This window comes from Streptomyces sp. NPDC047081 (assembly GCF_040643775.1).
In the GTDB taxonomy this organism is placed as follows: Bacteria; Actinomycetota; Actinomycetes; order Streptomycetales; family Streptomycetaceae; genus Streptomyces.
This window is the reverse complement of record NZ_JBEYUY010000022.1, coordinates 159,297-180,003: the sequence shown is the minus strand read 5'-3', so window position 1 is coordinate 180,003 and position 20,707 is coordinate 159,297. Positions and strand designations below refer to the sequence as shown.

The 20,707-nt window shown below is 70.8% G+C and carries 21 protein-coding genes; 4 read left to right on the top strand and 17 right to left on the bottom strand.

Annotated features, from left to right (window positions below):
* From ABZ848_RS34235 to rimP, 4 genes are all read right to left on the bottom strand, one after another.
* On the bottom strand, nucleotides 1-352 hold a 352-nt coding region (locus ABZ848_RS34235; protein WP_360838214.1), incomplete at its 3' end, for a translation initiation factor IF-2 N-terminal domain-containing protein.
* Nucleotides 353-513: 161 nt separating this feature from the next.
* Entirely contained in the window at nucleotides 514-795 is a 282-nt protein-coding gene (locus tag ABZ848_RS34230; protein ID WP_360838212.1) for a YlxR family protein, read from the bottom strand.
* A gap of 102 nt (nucleotides 796-897) precedes the next feature.
* A complete protein-coding gene (gene nusA, locus ABZ848_RS34225) occupies nucleotides 898-1,896 on the bottom strand; it encodes a transcription termination factor NusA (protein ID WP_360838210.1) in 999 nt (332 codons plus the stop codon).
* A gap of 2 nt (nucleotides 1,897-1,898) precedes the next feature.
* Complete coding sequence (gene rimP, locus ABZ848_RS34220) at nucleotides 1,899-2,405, bottom strand: ribosome maturation factor RimP (protein WP_360838208.1); 507 nt, start codon at nucleotides 2,403-2,405, stop codon at nucleotides 1,899-1,901.
* 203 nt (nucleotides 2,406-2,608) lie between these two features.
* Here rimP and ABZ848_RS34215 point away from each other — a divergent pair, with 203 nt between their 5' ends.
* Genes ABZ848_RS34215 through ABZ848_RS34205 form a run of 3 tightly spaced genes read left to right on the top strand, consistent with a single transcriptional unit; the run spans nucleotide 2,609 to nucleotide 4,563 of the window.
* A complete protein-coding gene (locus tag ABZ848_RS34215; RefSeq protein WP_360838206.1) occupies nucleotides 2,609-3,169 on the top strand; it encodes a hypothetical protein in 561 nt (186 codons plus the stop codon).
* Nucleotides 3,166-3,630, top strand: a complete 465-nt coding sequence (locus tag ABZ848_RS34210) for a ferritin-like domain-containing protein (RefSeq protein ID WP_360838204.1) — start codon at nucleotides 3,166-3,168, stop codon at nucleotides 3,628-3,630. The genes ABZ848_RS34215 and ABZ848_RS34210 overlap by 4 nt, the downstream gene beginning before the upstream one ends.
* Nucleotides 3,631-3,657: 27 nt before the next feature.
* The gene (locus ABZ848_RS34205; protein ID WP_360838202.1) at nucleotides 3,658-4,563 is read left to right on the top strand and encodes an aminoglycoside phosphotransferase family protein; all 906 of its coding nucleotides are present in this window, start codon (nucleotides 3,658-3,660) and stop codon (nucleotides 4,561-4,563) included.
* A 76-nt stretch (nucleotides 4,564-4,639) separates the two neighbouring features.
* Here ABZ848_RS34205 and ABZ848_RS34200 read toward each other — a convergent pair whose 3' ends face one another.
* From ABZ848_RS34200 to ABZ848_RS34180, 5 genes are all read right to left on the bottom strand, one after another.
* Complete coding sequence (locus tag ABZ848_RS34200; RefSeq protein WP_360838200.1) at nucleotides 4,640-5,848, bottom strand: M20 family metallopeptidase; 1,209 nt, start codon at nucleotides 5,846-5,848, stop codon at nucleotides 4,640-4,642.
* A 63-nt stretch (nucleotides 5,849-5,911) separates the two neighbouring features.
* The gene (locus tag ABZ848_RS34195) at nucleotides 5,912-6,145 is read right to left on the bottom strand and encodes a ferredoxin (RefSeq protein ID WP_360838198.1); all 234 of its coding nucleotides are present in this window, start codon (nucleotides 6,143-6,145) and stop codon (nucleotides 5,912-5,914) included.
* A gap of 1 nt (nucleotide 6,146) precedes the next feature.
* On the bottom strand, nucleotides 6,147-7,367 hold the full coding sequence (locus ABZ848_RS34190) for an NADH-ubiquinone oxidoreductase-F iron-sulfur binding region domain-containing protein (protein ID WP_360838196.1): 1,221 nt from the start codon (nucleotides 7,365-7,367) through the stop codon (nucleotides 6,147-6,149).
* A complete protein-coding gene (locus tag ABZ848_RS34185; protein WP_360838194.1) occupies nucleotides 7,364-7,915 on the bottom strand; it encodes a ferric reductase-like transmembrane domain-containing protein in 552 nt (183 codons plus the stop codon). The genes ABZ848_RS34190 and ABZ848_RS34185 overlap by 4 nt, the downstream gene beginning before the upstream one ends.
* Nucleotides 7,912-8,934: an FAD:protein FMN transferase gene (locus ABZ848_RS34180; protein ID WP_360838192.1), complete on the bottom strand. Its 1,023-nt coding sequence runs from the start codon at nucleotides 8,932-8,934 to the stop codon at nucleotides 7,912-7,914. Before ABZ848_RS34180 ends, ABZ848_RS34185 begins: the two co-directional genes overlap by 4 nt.
* Before the next feature lie 15 nt (nucleotides 8,935-8,949).
* Between ABZ848_RS34180 and ABZ848_RS34175 the strand changes: the two genes are divergently transcribed.
* On the top strand, nucleotides 8,950-9,381 hold the full coding sequence (locus ABZ848_RS34175; RefSeq protein WP_360838190.1) for a hypothetical protein: 432 nt from the start codon (nucleotides 8,950-8,952) through the stop codon (nucleotides 9,379-9,381).
* A 9-nt stretch (nucleotides 9,382-9,390) separates the two neighbouring features.
* Here ABZ848_RS34175 and ABZ848_RS34170 read toward each other — a convergent pair whose 3' ends face one another.
* From ABZ848_RS34170 to ABZ848_RS34135, 8 genes are all read right to left on the bottom strand, one after another.
* A complete protein-coding gene (locus ABZ848_RS34170; protein ID WP_360838188.1) occupies nucleotides 9,391-11,094 on the bottom strand; it encodes a proline--tRNA ligase in 1,704 nt (567 codons plus the stop codon).
* A gap of 73 nt (nucleotides 11,095-11,167) precedes the next feature.
* Nucleotides 11,168-11,737: a GNAT family N-acetyltransferase gene (locus ABZ848_RS34165; RefSeq protein WP_360838186.1), complete on the bottom strand. Its 570-nt coding sequence runs from the start codon at nucleotides 11,735-11,737 to the stop codon at nucleotides 11,168-11,170.
* 54 nt (nucleotides 11,738-11,791) lie between these two features.
* On the bottom strand, nucleotides 11,792-12,640 hold the full coding sequence (locus ABZ848_RS34160; protein ID WP_360838184.1) for a GNAT family N-acetyltransferase: 849 nt from the start codon (nucleotides 12,638-12,640) through the stop codon (nucleotides 11,792-11,794).
* A 97-nt stretch (nucleotides 12,641-12,737) separates the two neighbouring features.
* Nucleotides 12,738-14,525 carry an alpha-L-fucosidase gene (locus tag ABZ848_RS34155; protein ID WP_360838183.1) on the bottom strand — a complete coding sequence of 596 codons (1,788 nt, stop codon included), beginning with the start codon at nucleotides 14,523-14,525 and terminating at the stop codon, nucleotides 12,738-12,740.
* 194 nt (nucleotides 14,526-14,719) lie between these two features.
* Entirely contained in the window at nucleotides 14,720-15,877 is a 1,158-nt protein-coding gene (gene ispG / locus ABZ848_RS34150; protein ID WP_360838181.1) for a flavodoxin-dependent (E)-4-hydroxy-3-methylbut-2-enyl-diphosphate synthase, read from the bottom strand.
* A gap of 167 nt (nucleotides 15,878-16,044) precedes the next feature.
* Entirely contained in the window at nucleotides 16,045-17,337 is a 1,293-nt protein-coding gene (locus tag ABZ848_RS34145; protein ID WP_360838223.1) for a site-2 protease family protein, read from the bottom strand.
* Nucleotides 17,338-17,345: 8 nt separating this feature from the next.
* Complete coding sequence (gene dxr, locus ABZ848_RS34140) at nucleotides 17,346-18,599, bottom strand: 1-deoxy-D-xylulose-5-phosphate reductoisomerase (protein ID WP_360838180.1); 1,254 nt, start codon at nucleotides 18,597-18,599, stop codon at nucleotides 17,346-17,348.
* An 86-nt stretch (nucleotides 18,600-18,685) separates the two neighbouring features.
* The gene (locus ABZ848_RS34135) at nucleotides 18,686-20,617 is read right to left on the bottom strand and encodes an acyl-CoA dehydrogenase family protein (RefSeq protein ID WP_360838178.1); all 1,932 of its coding nucleotides are present in this window, start codon (nucleotides 20,615-20,617) and stop codon (nucleotides 18,686-18,688) included.
* Nucleotides 20,618-20,707 lie beyond the last annotated feature (90 nt).

The window sequence follows — 20,707 nt, the reverse complement described above, 5'->3', positions numbered from 1 at the left end:
GCGCGGGCTTCGGGCCCGGGGTGGGAGGGGGGCCGGGAGCGGCCGGCGCGGCGGGAGCCGCGGGCTTCTCGGCGGAGGCCGGCTTCGGGGCCGGCGGGCGCGGGGCGGCCGGACGGGCGGCCTGCGCGGGAGAGGGGGCTGCCGGACGAGCCGGGGCAGCCTTGCGTGCGGGGGCGGGCTTGCCGCCTCCGTTGCCCTGCTGGAGGGCGTCCGTCAACTTGCGGACGACGGGCGCTTCGATGGTCGAAGACGCCGAACGGACGAATTCACCGAGTTCCTGGAGCTTGGCCATGACGACCTTGCTCTCAACCCCGAACTCCTTGGCGAGTTCGTATACCCGGACCTTAGCCACTTCGCTCCTTTTAGGTCCGGGTGCGTCCGGACCGTCGCTACTTCATGGGCGTACTCATCGCGTGCTCATCGAGTGCTCATCGCAATCTCGACCTACTTCCAACTCGCGGGGTACCAGGCCGTACGGAGGTTCCGCACGACACGTCTTACGGTGTTGCCTGCTCAGCAACTCTCTGACTGCTCGACGTACTGGCGCAACGCCTTTGTGTCGAGCGCTCCCGGGGCGCGCAGCGCCCGCGTGAACGCCCGGCGGCGTACCGCCTGGTCGAGACAGACCAGGGCGGGGTGTACATACGCACCCCGGCCGGGCAGCGTACCGCGAGGATCAGGGACGCACTCGTCCTTGATCGCCACGATCCGCAACAGGTCCGGCTTGGCCGCTCGGTCCCGGCACCCCACACAGGTGCGTTCAGGGCATGCGCGGGCGTGCGTCCGGCCAGACACTCTTAAGTCTACCTCCCCGTACCGACCTCACCCCTTCGGGGGAGGCTTCGAACAGTTGCGGCTCAGTAACCTGACGTGATCTGAGCGCCGCGCGGCTTGGATCTATTCCCCGCGCTGGTCGTCCGTCTGCTCGGTGTCGGGCCGGATGTCGATGCGCCAGCCGGTCAGCCGGGCCGCGAGCCGGGCGTTCTGCCCTTCCTTGCCGATCGCCAGCGACAGCTGGTAGTCGGGCACCGTCACGCGCGCGGAACGGGCGGCGAGGTCGACGACCTCGACCTTGGAGACCCGGGCCGGGGAGAGCGCGTTCGCCACCATCTCGGCCGGGTCGTCCGACCAGTCGACGATGTCGATCTTCTCACCGTTCAGTTCGCCCATGACATTGCGCACCCGCCCGCCCATGGGGCCGATGCACGCCCCCTTGGCGTTCAGACCGCTGCGGGTGGACCGTACGGCGATCTTCGTCCGGTGTCCCGCCTCGCGGGCGATGGCGGCGATCTCCACCGATCCGTCGGCGATCTCCGGCACCTCCAGGGCGAAGAGCTTCTTCACCAGGGCGGGGTGCGTGCGCGAGAGGGTGACGGACGGGCCGCGGACGCCCTTCGCCACTCGTACGACGTACGACCGAAGGCGCATCCCGTGCGGGTACGTCTCGCCCGGCACCTGCTCCTGCACCGGCAGGATGGCCTCCAGCTTGCCGATGTCCACGAGCACGTTCTTCGGGTCGCGGCCCTGCTGCACGACACCGGTGACGATGTCGCCCTCGCGGCCGGCGTACTCGCCGAGCGTCGCGTCGTCCTCGGCGTCGCGCAGCCGCTGCAGGATGACCTGCTTGGCGGTGGTGGCGGCGATACGGCCGAAGTCGGAGGGGGTGTCGTCGAACTCGCGGGGCTCCTGGCCCTCTTCGAGGTCCTCGGGGTCTTCCTTCGCCCACACGACCACGTGCCCGGTCTCCCGGTCGAGCTTCACGCGCGCGTGGCGGTGGCTTCCCTCGGTGCGGTGGTAGGCGATGAGGAGGGCCGACTCGATCGCCTCGACCAACAGGTCGAAGGAGATCTCCTTCTCCCGTACCAAGCCCCGCAGGGCACTCATGTCGATGTCCACGGCTACGCCTCCTCTTCCATCTCGTTCTTGCTGTCCTTGCGGTTGAACTCGACCTGCACGCGCGCCTTGTCGATGTCGCAGAAGGCGAGTCTGCGGCTCGTGGCCTTTCGGCCCTTCACGCCGGGCACTTCGAGGTCGAGACCCTCGTCGTCGACCTTCAGGATCCGCGCCACCAGTTCCCCGCCCTCGGCCAGCTGGAACCTCACCAGCCGGTCCACGGCGCGCACATAGTGGCGGTGTTCCCTGAGGGGGCGCTCCGCGCCCGGGGTGCCGACCTCGAGGGTGTACTCCCCCTCGCCCATCGCGTCGGTCTCGTCGAGCTTCGCCGAGAGCGCGCGGCTCACATCGGCGATCTGGTCCAGATCGGCACCGGTGTCGGAATCGACGACCACCCGCAGCACCCGCTTGCGTCCGACGGAGTCCACTGCGATCTCTTCGAGATCCAGGCCCTGGGAGCTGACGAGCGGTTCCAGGAGCTCTCGCAGCCTCTCGCTCTGGGTGGTGCTCATCCGGGTGACTCCTCGGCCGCGTGTGCTGTTGTGGGATGGTCGCGTGTCTGGTCAAAGGGTATCCGGTCGCGGACGGTGTTGCCGTCCACCTGTGGACGGGCGGGTGCCGGTGAGCGACGCCGGGCGGGGGCGCGGGTACCGTGATCACGGCGGGCCGGTCTTCCCGCCCGTGTGTTCGTACGAGCCCCCCGAGGACGTCAGCCGTGCCGTACCCCCCACCGTCGCGCACCCCCTCGGGGCCGCGCAGAAGATCCCTGCTCGCCTCGGCCGCCGGAGCCGCCCTGCTCGTGGGCTGCTCGTCCGGCGCCGACTCGGAGGAGAGCACCGGCGGCAGCCCGTCGGTCACCGCGAAGGCACGCGCGCGTGCGGCGCGGGACAGTGTGGGCCTTGTGGAGCGGTACGACGCCGTCCTCGCCGCGCACCCGACGGCGGCGGAGCGGCTCGTACCGCTGCGGGCGGAGGTCGCGCGGCATGTGGCGGCGTTCGGGGGGACGGTCGGGAAGAGCGGGGCGAGCGCGAGCGGCAGCACCGGGACGGCGGCGCCGTCGGCCGGGTCCCCGTCCGCTTCGGGAGCCTCGCCCGCCGCCACCGTGCCAACCACCGAGCAGGGTGCCCTCGCCGAGCTCGCCGCCGCTGAGCGGCAGCTCGCCGACCGGCGGACCGCCGCGCTGCTGGACGTGCCGGGCGAGCTGGCGCGGCTGCTGGCCTCGGTCGCGGCGGCCGGGGCGGCGCACGCGTATCTGCTGACGGAGGGTGCCAGGTGAGCGAGACCGACGAGAAGGAACTCAAGGCGCTCCAGGAGGCGCTCGCCGCCGAGCACGCGGCCGTGTACGGCTACGGGGTCGTCGGCGGCAGGATCCGCGAGGGCCGTCGTACGGAGGCCAGGTCCGCGTACGACGCCCATCGCGCCCGGCGTGACGCCCTGGTGCGGGAGGTCCGGGACCTCGGCGGCAAGCCGGTGGCCGCGGCCGCCGCGTACGCGCTGCCGTTCCCGGTGCCGGACTCGGCGGCGGCCGTACGGCTGGCGGCGGAGCTGGAGGACCGGGTGGCCGGGGTGTACTCCGACGTCGTGCGGGCGACCGGGGGCGAGCGGCGGCGGTCGGCCGCGGAGGCCCTGCGGGAGGCGGCGGTGCGGGCGGTGCGCTGGCGCGGCGAGAGCGTAGCCTTCCCTGGTCTCGCCGAGCGGGCGGCCACCGGGTCGGCCTCGCCGTCACCCACGGCGTGACCCGTACCGGAAGGGATCTGCTCGCGTATGGCTTTCGAACCCCCGCCGCGTCTGGTGAGGGCGCTCGGTGAGACGGCACCGGACGGTGACGACTGGTTGGAGAAGCTGCCGACGGCGGCGCAGCAGGCCGTCGCGCTACGCGAGTTGACCGTGGAGCGGGTGCAGGTGCCGGGTGGGCGCAGCAGCCTGGTGGTGCTGGTACGGCAGCCCGACGGTGGGCCGGCCGTGCTGAAGCTGGCGCCGCGGCGGGCGCGGCCGGAGGGGGAGCGGGCGGCGCTGGCCCACTGGGGTGGGGTGGGGGCCGTACAGCTTCTGGAGTCGCCCTGGGTGGAGGGTGAGCTGCTGTTGGAGCGGCTGCATCCGGATGTGTCCGTGCGGTCGTTGCCGGAGGCGAAGGCGTTGCTGGAGGCGGCGGGGACCTTGCGGCGGCTGTGGGTGGAGCCGCCGGGTGGGCATGCGTTCGAGACGGTTGCCGAGCGGACGGGGCGGCAGGCGGAGGCGATGCGGGCGACTGCGGCTGCGGCTGCCTTCGGCGACGTGGCCGTGCTGGTCGACTCCGCTGTCGGGGTCCGTTCGGAGTTGTTGGCGGGGGCTCCTGAGCAGCGGTTGCTGCATGGGACGTTTCGGCAGAGCAAGGTGCTGGCCGGGGAGCGGATGCCGTGGCTTGCGGTGGGGCCGGATCCGGTGGTGGGTGAGTGTGCGTTCGATCTGGCGCGGCTGGTGCGGGATCGGGTGGAGGATCTGATCGCCTCGCCTTCGGGGGCGGCGACGACTCGGCGGCGGGTGAAGCGGCTGGCCGAGTCCTTGGACGTGGATCAGGAGCGGCTTCGGGGGTGGACGTTGTTCCGGGCCGTGGAGTCGGGTGTGCGGGCGCTGCGGGTGGGGCGGCCGAGGGATGCCGAGCTGTTGCTTGAATTCGCCGGGTGGCTTTAGGGCGGTACGGGGCGGGGGCTTGGGTTGTGTTCGGGCTGCGGGTGCGTCGTGGCTTGTCGCGCAGTTCCCCGCGCCCCTAGGGGGTTACAGGGGCCCTCTCTATGCGGCGGACGGCGAGTTCGGCCAGCAAGGTCGCTGCGTCAGTCAGCACCTTGTCGTCGAAGGTCGCTATAGGGGAGTGATTGGTCGGGGCCGTCTTCGGGTCGCCCGTTGTGTTGGCGCCCAAGAAGGCGAAGGCTCCCGGGACTTGGGCCAGGACCCTGGAGAAGTCCTCCGAACCGGTGATCGGGTCGGGCATCGGGTCGAAGTACTCCTCGCCGAACGTCTCACGGACCGTGTCGGCGAGGAAGATGTGCTCGATGGTGTCGTTCACCGTGAGTGGGTACTCCGGGCTGAAATCCGCCTCTGCCGTCAGGCCGTGGGCCGTCGCTATGTCCTGGCAGAGGCGCACGGACACCTCCGCGGCGCGTTCCGCGGCCTCCGTGCTGAACGTTCGTATCGTCGCCTCGAAGACCGCCTCGTCCGGGATGATGTTGCGCTTGGTGCCGGCGTGGAAGGTGCCGACGGTGATCACCACCGGGTCGAAGACGTCGAAGCGCCGGGTCACCATCGTCTGCAGCGCGGTGACCATCTCGCAGGCCGTCTGGATCGGGTCGAGGGCGTCGTGCGGCCGGGAGCCGTGGCCGCCGGCGCCGAGCACGCGCACGTGCAGGCCCGCCGAGGCCGCCATCAGCGGCCCGGGGCGGGAGGTGAAGACGCCCGTGGGGTACGAGGACGAGGTCACGTGCAGTCCGTACGCGGCGTCGGCCCGGCGGCCCGCCGCCTCCAGCACGCCCTCCTCGATCATGTGCCCGGCGCCGTCCCAGCCCTCCTCCCCCGGCTGGAACATGAACACCACGTCTCCGGCTAGGAGTTCGCGCCGGTCGGCGAGCAGCCGGGCCGCGCCGACGAGGCCGGCGGTGTGCAGGTCGTGGCCGCAGGCGTGCATGGCGCCGTCGATCCGGGAGCTGAACTCCACGCCGGTGCGCTCGGTGACCGGCAGGGCGTCCATGTCGCCGCGTAGTAGGACGACGGGGCCTGAAGTGGCCGCGCCGCCGCGCAGGACCGCGGTGACGGAGGACAGGGTCGTGCCCGTCGTGATCTCCAGCGGCAGTCCGTCCAGAGCCGCCAGCACCTTCTCCTGGGTGCGCGGCAGATGCAGGCCTATCTCCGGTTCCCGGTGCAACGCCCGGCGCAGCAGGGCCAGTTCGCCCTGTATCTCGCGTGCGTCGTCTCGCAGACTCATGCCGCTCCCCCTCGTACGTCCAACGCTCGGGCAGTGCCAGGAGACTGCCCAGCCGCGGGCGGGTTAGGACATTTCCTTCGCCGTCAGTTTGAGCGCCAGGACCGGGCAGTCGGCCGCTGCTCTGCGGGCTCGTTTGAAGGTGCGGGCGGGGACGGGGGTGTCGTCGACCAGGGGGTAGCCCCACTCGTCGAGGGTGATGTGCTCGGGGAGGAGTTCGGCGCACAGGCCGTGGCCCCGGCAGGACGTCCAGTCGATGTCGAGCTGCTGGATCGGCTTCTGGATCGGCTTCTGGTCCATGTCAGGGCTCCTGGGGGACGGGCAGCAGCGGCGTGGGGTCGGTCGCGGTGCACAAACCCCTTGCGTGGGCGTCCAGTTCGGTGGCGAAGGTGGTCAGGGCGCTGCGGACCAGGCGGACCGTGCCGTCGGGGTGGTGGCAGGCGCCGCGGCCCTCGACCAGGCCGGACCAACGGGCCAGGTCGGCGCGGGTGTTGGAGGACCGGGGAGTGCCGGGGGTGGCGAGCGCCTGGAAGGCGGCCGCCATGCGCGGGAGGCCGTTCAGGCAGGGGCCGCACTGGCCTGCCGACTGGAGCGCCAAGTAGCGGAGGACTCGGGCCGTTTCGGTCACTCCGCAGCGGGTGGTGGGGAGCGCGGCTATCACGCCGGCGCCCATCGTGGTTGCGTCCAGAGGGAGTTGGGCCGCTTCCGTCGCCGGGAGCCAGGTGCCGTGGTAGCCGCCGAGGAGGACCGCGGACATGCCGTTCAGCGGGACCAGGCGGTTCAGGGGCATGCCGAACGGGGCTTCCACGACTCGGGGTTGGTCCCCCGGCGTGTGCAGTGTGCACAGGGCGCTGCCGGGCTGGGACGGGGTGCCGGCCGTGCGGTACCAGTCGGGGCCGTAGCGGGCGACCAGAGCCAGGTGGGCCAGGGTCTCGACGTTCTGGACCAGGGTGGGGGCGCGGCCCACGCCGCGTTCGCGGACGGGCGGGTCCTGGTGGGCGGGCAGGGCCTCGGCGCCGCCCACGAAACGGGCCAGCGCGGAGGCCTGGCCGGACAGGAAGCGTTTGGGGAGTCGTACGACCTCGACGGCGATCGGGTCCGTGCGGTGGGCCGCGGCCGACTCCAGGTAGGACGCGCCCTCCTCGACCGCGAGGTACGCCTTCCCCGCGCCGACCGCCTGCGCGGCCACCTGGAGGCCGTCCAGAACGAGGTGTGGGGAGAGGGCCAGGAGGGTCTTGTCCTTGCGGCTCGCCGGTTCGCCCTCCGCGCCGTTCGCGATGACGACCGGGGTGCGGCCGGTGCGGTTGGCCGCCTCGGCGACCGCGGCGAGCTTGCGGTGCACCGGGAACGCCGCTCCGCCGCGGCCGGTCAGACCGGCCTCGGCCACGGATCTGAGCAGGGCGGCCGGATCGCCGTACCGCAGAGGGCCGTAACGCTGTTCGTGGGTGGGCAGGTCGGCCGGGGTGCCGCCGGGGGCCAGCAGGCGCGGGGACATGAACAGGTCGGGGAAGGTCGCGGTCATGAGCGGGCTCCTTGGGCGGGGCGGAGCAGGGTGGTGGCCGTGCGGATGCCTCCGGCGGTGATGACGGCTGCCACGCAGGTGATGGTCAGCCAGGTCATCCAGTCGGTGCCGGTGTCCGTGCCGATGCCTATGCCGTGGATCAGGGCGACCGGCCAGGAGGCGTAGGCGAGCCAGTGGAGGGCGCGCCAGGTGCGGTAGCCGATGCGTTCGCGCAGGAGGCTGGTGATCAGGACGGCGAGCATCAGGTCGAGGGCGACTGTGCCGAGGCCGAGCCAGAGGGGCTCGTAGTCGCCGATGAACGGGATGAGAACGTCGGTGAGGGTGATGTTGACGTAGCTGTCCATCACCGCGAAGGCGATGTGCAGGGCGAGGAAGGCGGTGGCTGAGAGGGAGAGGGTGCGGTGGAGGGAGAGGGTGCCGAAGCGGGGGAGGCCGGGGAGTTTGCCGCGGAGCTTCACTGCGATGCCGAGCAGTACGACGAGTGTGAAGAGGATGAGGGAGACGGCGCCCGTGGCTCGGTTGGCGTACCAGAGGGTTTCGCTTGTCATGCGGCTGTCCCTCGGTGGGGGCTGGTCGCGCCCCGCGGCGGAGCCGCTGATTGACACAGCCCCGCGCCCCTTAGGGGCGCGGGCCAGCCCGGGGTTGTTATGACCAGGCCATCCTGTGCGACCAGACGGGCCGGGAGGCCCAGGCGCGTCAGCCAGCGCTCTGCGCCCGGGCCCTTCACCAACGCCGCTGTCGTTGCCGCGTTGGCGTCTGCGCAGGTGGGGGCCGCTACCGTCACCGTGCGCCACGGGGTTTGGGCCGGCAGGCCCGTGTTCGGGTCGACGATGTGGTGGAGGGTGTGGTCGCCTCGGCGCCAGTTGCGGGCCGACGTGCCCGAGGTGGCGAGGCCTCCGCTGTGAAGGCCGACCGTGGTGTGCGGGCCCTCGGGCGGGGTCCGGTCGGCCGGGCCTGTGACGTCCTGGACCCGGATCTGCCAGCCGTCCGCCGGGGGTTCACCGGCGACCGCCGTGTCGCCGCCCAGGCTCACCAGGACTCCGCAGCCCGCGGCCTGCGCCAGCATCGTCGCGGCCTTGTCCGCGGCCCAGGCCTTCGCCGTGGCGCCGAGGTCGAGGCGGACGCCGTGCGGGACCGTGACCGTGCCGGTCGCGCGGTCGAGGTGGACCGTGCGCCAGCCCGGGGCCCGCTTCACCGTCAGGCGGACCGGGCGGTCGTCCTCCTGGACCAGCGTGAAGTCGCGGTCGTAGCCGATCGCCTCCATCGCCGAGCCGACCGTCGGGTCCACGGCGCCGTCGGTCGCCTCCGCCGCGCGCAGGGCGACCGCGAGGGCCTCCGCGAGCAGCGGGCTGACCCGGACCGGGCGGCCGGCGCTGTCGTCCAGGGCGGCCAGTTCGGAGTCGGGGCGGAAACGGCTGCAGGCCGCGTCGACCTCGGCGAGGTGCCGGGCCAGGAGCAGGTTGCAGGAGTCCAGCAGGGCCGGGTCGGTCACGACCAGGCGGACCGTGGTGCCGAGGGCGCGCCAGTCGGCGGCAGCGGTGGTACGGGGCGTCAGCAGCGCGCTCATCACGACGCCCCCGAGGTGGAGTCGGAGGAGCCGCTGCCGTTGGAGGACGTGAGCCCGCTGGAGGACGACGAGGAGTCGCTCGAGGAGGAGCTGCTGGACGAGGACGAGTCGCTCGACGACGAGGACGAACTCGTATCGCTGCTGCTGGTACTCGTGCTGCTCGAACCCGTGTCGCTGCTCGTCGTGGTCGACACGGCGCTGGTGTCCGTGTTCATCGTGCCGATCAGCGCGAACATCCCGGCCGCCGCCGCCAGCGTGACCGCCGCCGCGGTCGCCGCCGTGCGCCGGGCCCCTCTGCGGACCAGCGCCGCGGCGCCCCGCTCCCTGCCTCTGCCTTCCATGGCCGTACCCCTCCCGAACGTGGTGACGCTCTGTCACGCACTACGGTCGGGGACGGCCCTGAGAGAAGTCTGTGAGCTCTCTTTAGGCTCCCAGAGACGTTTCTGAGGAGTTCCTTTAGGCGGTGAGACGGGCGATCGCCTCGTCCACCGTGAGTTCCTCGCGCTCGCCGGACTTGCGGTCCTTGAGCTCCAGGACGCCCTCGCCGGAGCGGCGGCCCGCGACGAGGATCTTCGGTACGCCGATGAGCTCGGCGTCCGTGAACTTGACGCCCGGGGAGACGCCGGCGCGGTCGTCGACCAGGACGCGCAGGCCCGCCGCGCGCAGCTTGTCGGAGACCTCCAGGGCCAGCTCGATCTGGAGGGCCTTGCCCGCGGCGACGACGTGCACGTCGGCCGGGGCGACCTCGGCGGGCCAGCACAGGCCCTGCTCGTCGGCGGTCTGCTCGGCGAGGGCGGCGACGGCGCGGGAGACGCCGATGCCGTAGGAGCCCATGGTGACGCGGACCGGCTTGCCGTTCTGGCCGAGGACGTCGAGCTTGAGAGCGTCGGCGTACTTGCGGCCCAGCTGGAAGATGTGGCCGATCTCGATGGCGCGGTCCAGCTTGAGGCCGGTGCCGCAGTTGGGGCAGGGGTCGCCCTCCTGGACGACCACGACGTCGACGTACTCGTCGACCTCGAAGTCGCGGCCGGCGACGACGTGCTTGGCGTGCATGCCGTCCTTGTTGGCGCCGGTGATCCAGGCGGTGCCGGGGGCCACGCGCGGGTCGGCGATGTACTTGACCTTCTCGCCCAGGCCCTGCGGGCCGACGTAGCCGCGGACCAGGTCGGGGCGGCCCGCGAAGTCGGCCTCGGTGACCATCTCGACGACGCCCGGCGCGAAGTGCGCCTCGACCTTGTCCATGTCGACCTCGCGGTCGCCGGGCACGCCGACGGCGATGATCTCGCCGTCCACCTTCACGAGGAGGTTCTTGAGCGTCTCGGAGGCCTGGACGCCGAGGTGGGCGGCGAGGGTCTCGATGGTCGGGGTGTCGGGGGTCGGGATCTCTTCGAGGGCGGGGACGGCGGCCGCGTCCACCGGCTTGAGCTCGTACGTGATCGCCTCGGTGTTGGCCGCGAAGTCGCAGTTCGGGCAGTCGGCGAAGGTGTCCTCGCCGGCCTCGGCCGGGGCGAGGAACTCCTCGGACTTGGAGCCGCCCATGGCGCCGGCGGTGGCGGCGCAGATGCGGTAGTCGAGGCCGAGGCGCTCGAAGACGCGCTGGTAGGCCTCGCGGTGCAGGGCGTAGGACCGGGCGAGGCCCTCGTCCTCGGTGTCGAAGGAGTACGAGTCCTTCATCAGGAACTCGCGGCCGCGCAGGATGCCGGCGCGGGGGCGGGCCTCGTCACGGAACTTCGTCTGGATCTGGTAGAGGATGACCGGCAGGTCCTTGTAGGAGGAGGCCTGGTCCTTCACGATCAGCGTGAAGATCTCCTCGTGGGTGGGGCCGAGCAGGTAGTCGCCGCCCTTGCGGTCGTTCAGACGGAACAGCTCCGGGCCGTACTCGTCCCAGCGGCCGGTGGCGTCGTAGGGCTCGCGGGGCAGCAGCGCGGGGAGGCTGACCTCCTGGGCGCCGATCGCGTCCATCTCCTCACGGACGATCCGCTCGACGTTGGCCAGCACCTTCTTGCCGAGCGGCAGCCAGCTCCAGATGCCGGCGGCGGTACGACGGACGTAGCCGGCGCGGACGAGCAGCTTGTGGCTGAGGACCTCGGCGTCCGCCGGGTCGTCGCGCAGGGTCTTCGCCATCAACTGGGACATGCGCTGGACCGGTGCGTTGGCCATGGTTCTCGTACTCCTGCCGGGTAAGGGTGATGGCTAGGAGGTTAGCCGGGCGGGCTGTGGTGGTGGAAATCCGTCAGCGGTGGCGCAGTGGGAGCGGGGCGCCCATCACGGCGTACGGCTTGGGGGCGCTGGGGAAGAGGACCTGACGGGCCAGGTCCTGGTAGCCGAGGGAGCGGTACAGGCCGCGGGCGGGGCTGTCGACGTCGATCGCGGAGAGGATCGAGCGGGGTTCGGTGGCGCCGTCGGTGATCGTGGTGATCAGGGCGCGGCCGATGCCGAGGTTCTGGTGGCGGGGGTGCACGTGCAGCTCGGTGATCACGAAGGAGTCGTCGAGCCAGTGCTCGTGGCCCTGGGCGCGGAGATAGGGCTCCACGACCGTGGACCACCAGTGGGTGCGGTCGTTCGGCATGCCGTAGACGAACCCGACCAGGTCGCCGCCGACGGTCGCGCCGAGCGCGCGGGCCCCGGGGTAGGTCATGTGCCGCACCACGATCTGCCGGCGCACGGCGACCTCGTCGGCGCCGAGCCCGAAGGCGATCGCCTGCACCGCGAGCGCCTCGTCGACCCGGGCGGACAGATCGAGCGGACCGATCACGACGTCGTCGGGCCGGCGGCGATGTCCGTGACCGGGAAAGTGCAGCATGCGGGGGAGACTACAGGTCCCGTACGAGCCTCAGAACAGCACCGTGAACAGCGGCTAGAACAGAACGCTCATGAACGCGCCGACCTCCTGGAAGCCCACGCGCAGGTACGTCCTTCTCGCCGGGGTGTTGAAGTCGTTGACGTAGAGGCTGACCACCGGGGCCACGTCCGCCAGGGCGTAGCGCAGGACCGCCGCCATGCCGGGGGCCGCGATGCCCCTCCCCCGGTACTCGGGGGCCACCCACACGCCCTGGATCTGGCAGGCCTGCGGCGTCGCCGCGCCGATCTCCGCCTTGAAGACGACCTTGCCCCGGTCGTCCAGGCGGGCGAAGGAGCGGCCGGAGCCGACCAGTTCGGCGACCCTGGCCTGGTACAGCAGCCCGCCGTCCCCCGCGAGCGGCGAGACGCCGACCTCCTCGGTGAACATCGCCACGCACGCCGGCATGATCGTCTCCATCTCGTCCTTGCGGATGCGGCGGACGTACGGATCCGGGGCGATGTCGGCGGGCATGCGGTCGGTGACCATCAGCGGCTGGTGGGCGCGGACCTCGCGGGCCGGGCCCCAGCTGGATTCGAGCAGGCGCCAGAGCTGCGTGGTGGGCTCGGCCGGGCCGACGATCGAGGAGCAGCGGCGGCCGGCCCTGCGCGCGCGGTCGGCGAAGGCGCGCACGGCGCGCGGGGTGGCGCAGATCGGGACCAGGTTGGCGCCGGCGTAGCAGAGGGAGGTCAGCATGCCGTCCTCGTAGAAGCCCCACATCTCGCCGCCCAGCCGCCAGGGGTCGAGGCCCGCGACCTGCACCCGGGACGTCACGAAGGCGTTCGCGACCGGCTCGCGGTCGAGGACGGCGAGCGCGGCGTCCAGGTCGCTCGGTTCGAGCACCCGGGAGGTGGTCTGGGTCAACACGTGCGGGACCTCACCCTGAGGGTTCGCTGATCTCCGCACTGTACCTGCCGATTTTGTGCCGCGCCGCCCCGTGCGGCGACGCGGCAGAGCGGGTGCGTCAGCCGTGGCCCGTGGGGTGGCCGTAGCCGACCTGTATCTCGTCGATCCGCAGCTGTCGGTAGAAGGCGGGGACGGTCGCGGCGGACCAGGTCGTGGGCACGTCGAGGCGGAGGTAGCGGGTGCGCAGCCCGGCCGGGAGGTCGATGAAGCGGATGCCGCGCGCACTCTCCAGCACGCCCGCCTTCACCTCGCTCCAGGTCGTCCCGTCGTCACTCACGGACACCGTGTAGTCCTTGATCCGCGCCGAGTCCTCCTTCCGCCCGAAGGTCTCCCTGTTGTACGTGGGCGACCACTCGCGCTGGTTGATCCCGAGGTAGTCGGCCTTGCGGACCCGCCCCAGGTCGAGGGTGTAACCGGCGGGCAGGACGCCCTTGTTGTCGGTGTAGGTGCTGAAGTCGCCGTCGGTGAGGGCCGGTTCGGACGCCTGCACGGCACCCGTCGGGTACACGCCCTCGCGCTGCGGCGCCGTACGCACCTTGAAGACCGTGTCGTACGGGTCCCAGTCGGCGATGCCCTTGATGGTGAGCGTGCCGCCCTGCTGGTCGAAGTGGAGCCTCTTGCCGGTGCGCAGGTCGGTGATCTTCTCGACGCGGTAGCCGTTGTCGCGGATGCGGACCTGGTCGCCGGTGGTCGGCCGGGTGGTGACATGGACGTACTGCGTGCGATGCGGGTCGGCGCGGCTGACGGTGATGTAGCCGTACGAGCCGTCGTTCCAGGCGCCGGGCTGCATGCCGCCGTACATGAAGCCGCCGCCGTAGACGCCGTGCAGGGACTGCCAGATGGGCGGGAGGTAGTCCTTCATCAGGTCGAGGAACTTCTCCTGCTGGGGCGGGAAGCGGCCGTCGACCATGGCGGTGAAGTCGGCGAGGGAGAGGATGGAGTTGCCCGCGTTGGCGATGTACCGGTCGACGTTGAGGCCCGTGGACACCGGGCGGTCCTGGCCGTCGTACCACCAACTGCCCGTGTCGGGGACCTTGTAGCAGGACTCGGTGAGGCGGGGCTGCGGGGTCCAGATCGCCGACGGCTGGTCGTACGGCGGGGTCATGCCGACCTTCTGCTCGTGGGACACCATGTCCATGATCGGGGTGTCCTCGTTGTTGTTGCTCAGGGTCATGTCGGGGCGCAGCTGCCGGATCTGCTCGTAGAGCTGGTGCTGTTCCCAGTACTCGTTGTCGTTGTCGATCCAGAAGCCGGACAGCTTCGGGTAGTTGCGCATGACCTCGAAGAAGTTGTCGTAGCTGAACTCACCGAAGCCCTCGCGGGTGGTGAGGTCGACGTCGTGGCCCTTGTAAGCGGAGTAGGCGGCGGAGTCGAGGGTCTCGACGCCCTGTTCGTCGTGCCACTTCGGGTCGTCGGTCATGTAGAGGACGACCTTGAGGCCCTTCTTGGCGGCCGCATTGATCAGTTCGCCGAGGATGTCGCGCTTTGTGGAGCAGGAGCCGGGGATCGCCGACGGCCAGGGGCGGGCGTAGCCGAGGCGGGAGTGGAAGGTGGCGAGCACGATGTAGCTCGCGCGGATCTTGCGGGCCTCGTCGACCCAGTAGTCCGGGTCCCAGCCGCCGTCGGTGACGTCCTTCTCCCAGCTCGCGCAGTCGAGGTGCTTGGGCGCGGTGAACATGCCCCAGTGCAGGAACATGCCGGCGGTCGCGTTGCGGAGGGTGGACTGGCGGGGCGGGTAGGCGGGGGCCGGCGCCGGGGTGTCCGTCCGTGCGTGGGCGGCGGGGGCGGTGGCGAGGAGCAGGGCGATCAGCGTGGTCCACAGGGCGAGGAGTCTGCGGCGTCTCATACAGTCAGCCACCTTGGTCATCCGACGTATATGGGCTACGTGCGTATCGTTCGGGACAGGAGAGCCGGTGCGGCCCACAACTTCCCGCCATACATCGGAGCTGTCAAGGTGATGGGACGTAATTGGAAACAACACTTACGCCCCGCCACAAGGAATGTGACGGGGCGTGGGAGTGCGTCGGAGTGAGCGGCGGGTCAGCCCGCGACGGAGACCTCGGGCTCGCCGGAGGCGACGCCGTCCGCCTCCATCTGCTCGGCCAGCTTCATGGCCTCCTCGATCAGGGTCTCCACGATCTTGGACTCGGGGACGGTCTTGATGACCTCGCCCTTGACGAAGATCTGCCCCTTGCCGTTGCCGGAGGCGACGCCGAGGTCGGCCTCGCGGGCCTCGCCGGGGCCGTTGACGACACAGCCCATGACGGCGACGCGGAGCGGGACCTCCATGCCGGTGAGTCCGGCCGTGACCTCTTCGGCGAGCTTGTAGACGTCGACCTGGGCGCGGCCGCAGGACGGGCAGGAGACGATCTCCAGACCGCGCTGCTTGAGGTTCAGCGACTCCAGGATCTGGTTGCCGACCTTGACCTCCTCGACCGGCGGGGCGCTCAGCGAGACCCGGATCGTGTCGCCGATGCCCTGCGAGAGCAGCGCCCCGAAGGCCACCGCCGACTTGATCGTGCCCTGGAAGGCGGGGCCCGCCTCGGTCACGCCGAGGTGCAGCGGGTAGTCGCACTGGGCGGCGAGCTGCTTGTACGCCTCGATCATCACGACCGGGTCGTTGTGCTTCACCGAGATCTTGATGTCCCGGAAGTCGTGCTCCTCGAAGAGCGACGCCTCCCAGAGGGCGGACTCGACAAGGGCCTCGGGGGTCGCCTTGCCGTACTTCTGCAGCAGCCGCCGGTCGAGGGAGCCGGCGTTGACGCCGATGCGGATCGGGGTGCCGTGGTCCTTGGCGGCCCGCGCGATCTCCTTGACCTTGTCGTCGAACTGCTTGATGTTGCCGGGGTTCACACGGACCGCGGCGCAGCCGGCCTCGATGGCGGCGAAGACGTACTTCGGCTGGAAGTGGATGTCGGCGATGACCGGGATCTGCGACTTCTTCGCGATGGTCGCGAGCGCGTCCGCGTCGTCCTGCGTCGGGCAGGCCACGCGCACGATCTGGCAGCCGGAGGCGGTGAGCTCGGCGATCTGCTGGAGGGTGGCGCCGATGTCGGACGTACGGGTCGTGGTCATCGACTGCACGGACACCGGGGCGTCGCCGCCGACCGCGACGGATCCGACCTGGATCTGCCGGCTCTTCCGACGCTCGGCAACCCTGGTCGGAACGGACGGCATGCCGAGAGAAATCGCAGTCATCTGCTGTGCAACCCCAAGTCGTGGATCAAGGTCCGGTCCCGGAACAACGGGCTCCAGGCTTCGAGATTACGGCACCCGCGCAGGCCCGAGCACATCCCGCCCTCAAACGCACTCAAAGGAAGGCGGCCCGGAACCGAGGGTCCCGGGCCGCCGCGAACTCCGGATGGCTAGGTGATTTTCACCGGGTTAACCACGTCCGCCACCAGCACGAGCAGCGTGAAGCAGACGAAGATTCCGGCCACCACGTACGCCACCGGCATCAGCTTCGCCACGTCGAACGGGCCGGGGTCCGGGCGCTTCAGGACCTTCGCCACGTTCCGGCGCAGGGACTCCCACAGCGCCCCCGCGATGTGCCCGCCGTCCAGCGGCAGCAGCGGGAGCATGTTGAACAGGAACAGGGAGAGGTTGAAGCCGGCGACCAGCATCACGAACATCGCCAGCTGCTGGGTGGCCGGGATGTCCAGGGTGAAGATCTCGCCGCCGACCCGGGCCGCGCCGACGACGCCCATCGGGGAGTCGGCCGCGCGCTGGCCGTCGCCGAAGGCCGCGTCCCACAGGCCCGGGATCTTGCCGGGCAGGCCCGCGATGGAGTCGACGGCGTCGCCGACGCGGTCGCCCATCCAGGTCAGGGACTCGCCGAAGTCCTGCTTGACGATGCCGGTGGCGGCGCTGAAGCCGAGGAAGCCCGCGCTGACGTACTTGCCCTCGACGATCTGACCGCTGGAGTCCTTCTTGGCGACCTGGTTGGTGGCGATCGTGGCGTGGAGGGTGACCTCCTGGCCCTTGCGGTCGACGACGATCGCGACGTTCTTGCCGGGGTCGGAGCGGATCAGGTCGGAGAGCTTGTTCCAGTCGTCCGTCCGGACCCCGTCGAAGGAGACGATCTTGTCGCCGGGCTTGAGGCCGGCCGCCGCGGCCGGGGAGGCCGCGTCGCCCTTCTTGCAGGTGTCGCGGTTCTCGCTCTGTGCGATGACGCACTGGGAGACCGAGCTGACGGTGGTGGTCTGCTGGGAGATGCCGAAGCCCATCAGGACCGTGAAGAACAGCGCCACGGCCAGGATGAGGTTCATGAAGGGGCCCGCGAACATCACGATGACCCGCTTCCACGGGGCGCGGGTGTAGAAGAGGCGGGTCTCGTCGCCGGGGCGCAGCTCCTCGAAGGCCGCCGAGCGGGCGTCCTCGATCATGCCGCGCCAGGGCGAGGTGGAGCGGGCGGTGAGCCGGCCGTCGGGGCCGGGCGGGAACATGCCGATCATGCGGATGTAGCCGCCGAACGGGACGGCCTTGATCCCGTACTCGGTCTCGCCCTTCTTGCGCGACCAGATGGTCGGGCCGAAGCCGACCATGTACTGGGGCACGCGGATGCCGAAGAGCTTGGCCGTGGACAGGTGCCCCAGCTCGTGCCACGCGATCGAGACCAGCAGGCCGAACGCGAAGACGACTATGCCGAGGATCATCATCAAGGTCGTCATGCACGCGCCTCCGCGATCGCCGTCAGTTCCCTGGCCCGGGCCCTTGCCCAGGTCTCCGCTTCGAGGACGTCCGACACGGTGAGTGAGGTTCCCGTACGCGGGGTGCCGTGCTCCTCGACCACCCGTGTCACCGTCTCCATGATCCCGTTGAAGGGCAGCGCGCCGGTGCGGAACGCCTCCACGCACTCCTCGTTGGCCGCATTGAACACCGCCGGGGCGGTGCCCGCGAGCTCACCCACGTGCCTCGCAAGGTTGACCGAAGGGAACGCGTCATTGTCGAGCGGGAAGAACTCCCACGTCGACGCCTTGCTCCAGTCGAAGGCCGGGGCCGCGTCCGGGACGCGCTCGGGCCAGCCGAGGCCGATGGCGATGGGCCCGCGCATGTCGGGGGGCGTCGCCTGGGCGATGGTCGATCCGTCCGTGAACTCAATCATCGAGTGGACATACGACTGGGGGTGCACGACCACCTCAATGCGGCTGAAGGGAATGTCGTAGAGGAGGTGTGCCTCGATCACTTCCAGCCCCTTGTTCACGAGGGTCGCGGAGTTGATCGTGATGACCGGGCCCATGGCCCAGGTGGGGTGCGCGAGCGCGTCCTCGACCGTGACGTCCGCCAGCTCGTCCTTCGTACGCCCGCGGAAAGGACCGCCGGAGGCGGTGACGACCAGCTTCCGCACATCCGCGCGCGTCCCCGCAGCCAGCGCCTGGAACAGCGCCGCGTGCTCGGAGTCGACCGGGATGATCTGCCCGGGCTTGGCGAGCGCCTTGACCAGCGGGCCGCCGACGATGAGCGACTCCTTGTTGGCGAGCGCGAGGGTGCGGCCCGCCTCCAGGGCGGCGAGGGTCGGGGCGAGGCCGATGGACCCGGTGATGCCGTTGAGCACGGTGTGGCAGTCGGAGGCGGCGAGCGCGGTGGCCGCGTCGGGCCCGGCGAGGATCTCGGGCAGCGCCTCCCCGGCGCCGTAAAGCCCGCTCAGGGCCTCCCTCAGCTCCGGTACGACGTCCTCGCGGGCGACCGCGACGGTCCGCACCCGCAGCCGGTGCGCCTGCTGGGCGAGGAGGCCGACCCGGCCGCCGTTGGCGGAGAGCGCGGTGACCCGGAACCGGTCGGGGTTGCGCAGCACGAGGTCGATGGCCTGGGTCCCGATCGAGCCCGTGGAACCGAGGATCACCACGTCCTTGGGGCCGCTGCCCGCCACCGGGTCATAGACGAGGTGTGGATCCGCGAGGGGTGCTGGACTGTCGCTCATCCCTCCATTGTTGCCGTAAGGACGGTGTGTGAGGACAGCGCGTCCCCCTCTCGGGGGCGTGGAGGGGAACACGCTGTCGGGACGGGTCAGCGGATCGGGCGGTGGACGTTCTCCATCTTCGAGGGGCCGGGGTCCGCCTCGGCGATCCACAGGCCCTCGCCGGAGGGGTCGACGATGCCCTCCTCCAGCCACTCGTAGGTGCCGGACATGACGCCCTTGACGACCTTGCGGTCCAGGTCGTCGGTGTTGTTCCACAGGCGGCCGAAGAGTTCCTCGACGCGCAGCCGGGACTGGCGGCAGAAGGCGTCGGCGAGCTGGTAGGCCTCGCGGCCGTGGTCGCCCTGGCTGCGCAGGAGCTCGGCGCGGACACAGGCCGCGCTCATCGCGAAGAGCTCCGCGCCGATGTCGACGATCCGGCCCAGGAAGCCCTGCTTGGTCTCCATCTTCCCCTGCCAGCGGGACATGGCGTAGAAGGTGGAGCGGGCCAGCTTGCGGGAGGTGCGCTCGACGTAGCGCAGGTGCGGGGAGAGGTCCACTCCGTGCTTGAACTCGCCGTAGGAGTAAGGGAGTTGCCCTTGGCCCGCGACCAGCTTCGGCAGCCATTTCGCGTAGAAGACGCCCGCGTTCGCGCCCGCCTTCGCCTTGTCCTGGAGGGACTTCTCCGGGTCGATCAGGTCACCGGCGACGGACAGGTGGGCGTCGACCGCCTCGCGGGCGATGAGGAGGTGCATGATCTCCGTCGAGCCCTCGAAGATCCGGTTGATACGGAGGTCGCGCAGGACCTGCTCGGCCGGAACCGCCCGCTCGCCGCGGGCCCGCAGCGACTCCGCCGTCTCGAAGCCGCGGCCGCCCCGGATCTGGACCAGCTCGTCGGCGATCAGCCAGGCCATCTCGGAGGCGTACAGCTTGGCGAGGGCGCCCTCGATCCGGATGTCGTTGCGGTCCTCGTCGGCCATCTGCGAGGACAGGTCGAGTACGGCCTCCAGCGCGAAGGTCGTCGCCGCGATGAAGGAGATCTTCTGGCCGACGGCCTCGTGGTGGGCGATCGGCTTGCCCCACTGCTCTCGCGCGGCCGACCACTCGCGGGCGATCTTCAGGCACCACTTGCCGGCCGCCACGCAGGAGGCGGGGAGGGAGAGCCGGCCCGTGTTGAGGGTGGTGAGGGCGATCTTCAGGCCCGCGCCCTCCGGGCCGATACGGTTCGCCGCCGGGACCCGGACCTGGTGGAAGCGGGTGACGCCGTTCTCGATGCCGCGCAGGCCCATGAAGGCGTTGCGGTTCTCGACGGTGACGCCGGGCGAGTTCGTCTCGACGACGAAGGCGGTGATGCCGCCCTTGTGGCCCTCTGACTTCGGCACGCGGGCCATGACGACCAGCAGGTCGGCGACCACGCCGTTCGTGGTCCACAGCTTCACGCCGTCCAGGACGTAGTCGTCGCCGTCCGGTACGGCCGAGGTCGCGAGGCGGGCCGGGTCGGAGCCGACGTCGGGCTCGGTGAGCAGGAAGGCGCTGATGTCGGTGCGGGCACAGCGCGGCAGGAACTGCTCCTTCTGCTCGGTCGTGCCGAACAGCTTGAGCGGTTGCGGTACGCCGATCGACTGGTGCGCCGACAGCAGCACGCCGATCGCCGGGGACGCCGAACCCGCCAGCGTCAGCGCCTTGTTGTAGTACACCTGGGTGAGGCCGAGCCCGCCGTACTTGGTGTCGATCTTCATGCCGAAGGCGCCGAGCTCCTTGAGGCCGTTGATCACCTCGTCGGGGATGCGGGCCTCGCGCTCGATGAGGGCGCCGTCGACCTTGGTCTCGCAGAAGTCGCGGAGCTTGGCGAGGAACTCCTCGCCGCGCTGGGCGGCCTCGTCGGTCGGCATGGGGTGCGGGTGGACCAGGTCGAGCCGGAAGCGGCCGAGGAACAGTTCCTTGGCGAAGCTGGGCTTGCGCCACTCCTGTTCCCGGGCCGCCTCGGCCACCTGGCGGGCCTCACGTTCGGAGACGGTGGGTTTGCTGGATGGTGCGGACATGAGGCTCACCTCGCCGCGAATCGGGACTCGGGCCGTAATTGGTTACCGACGGGTGCTACTCGATCGTATGTACCCGATCCGGGCCGACCC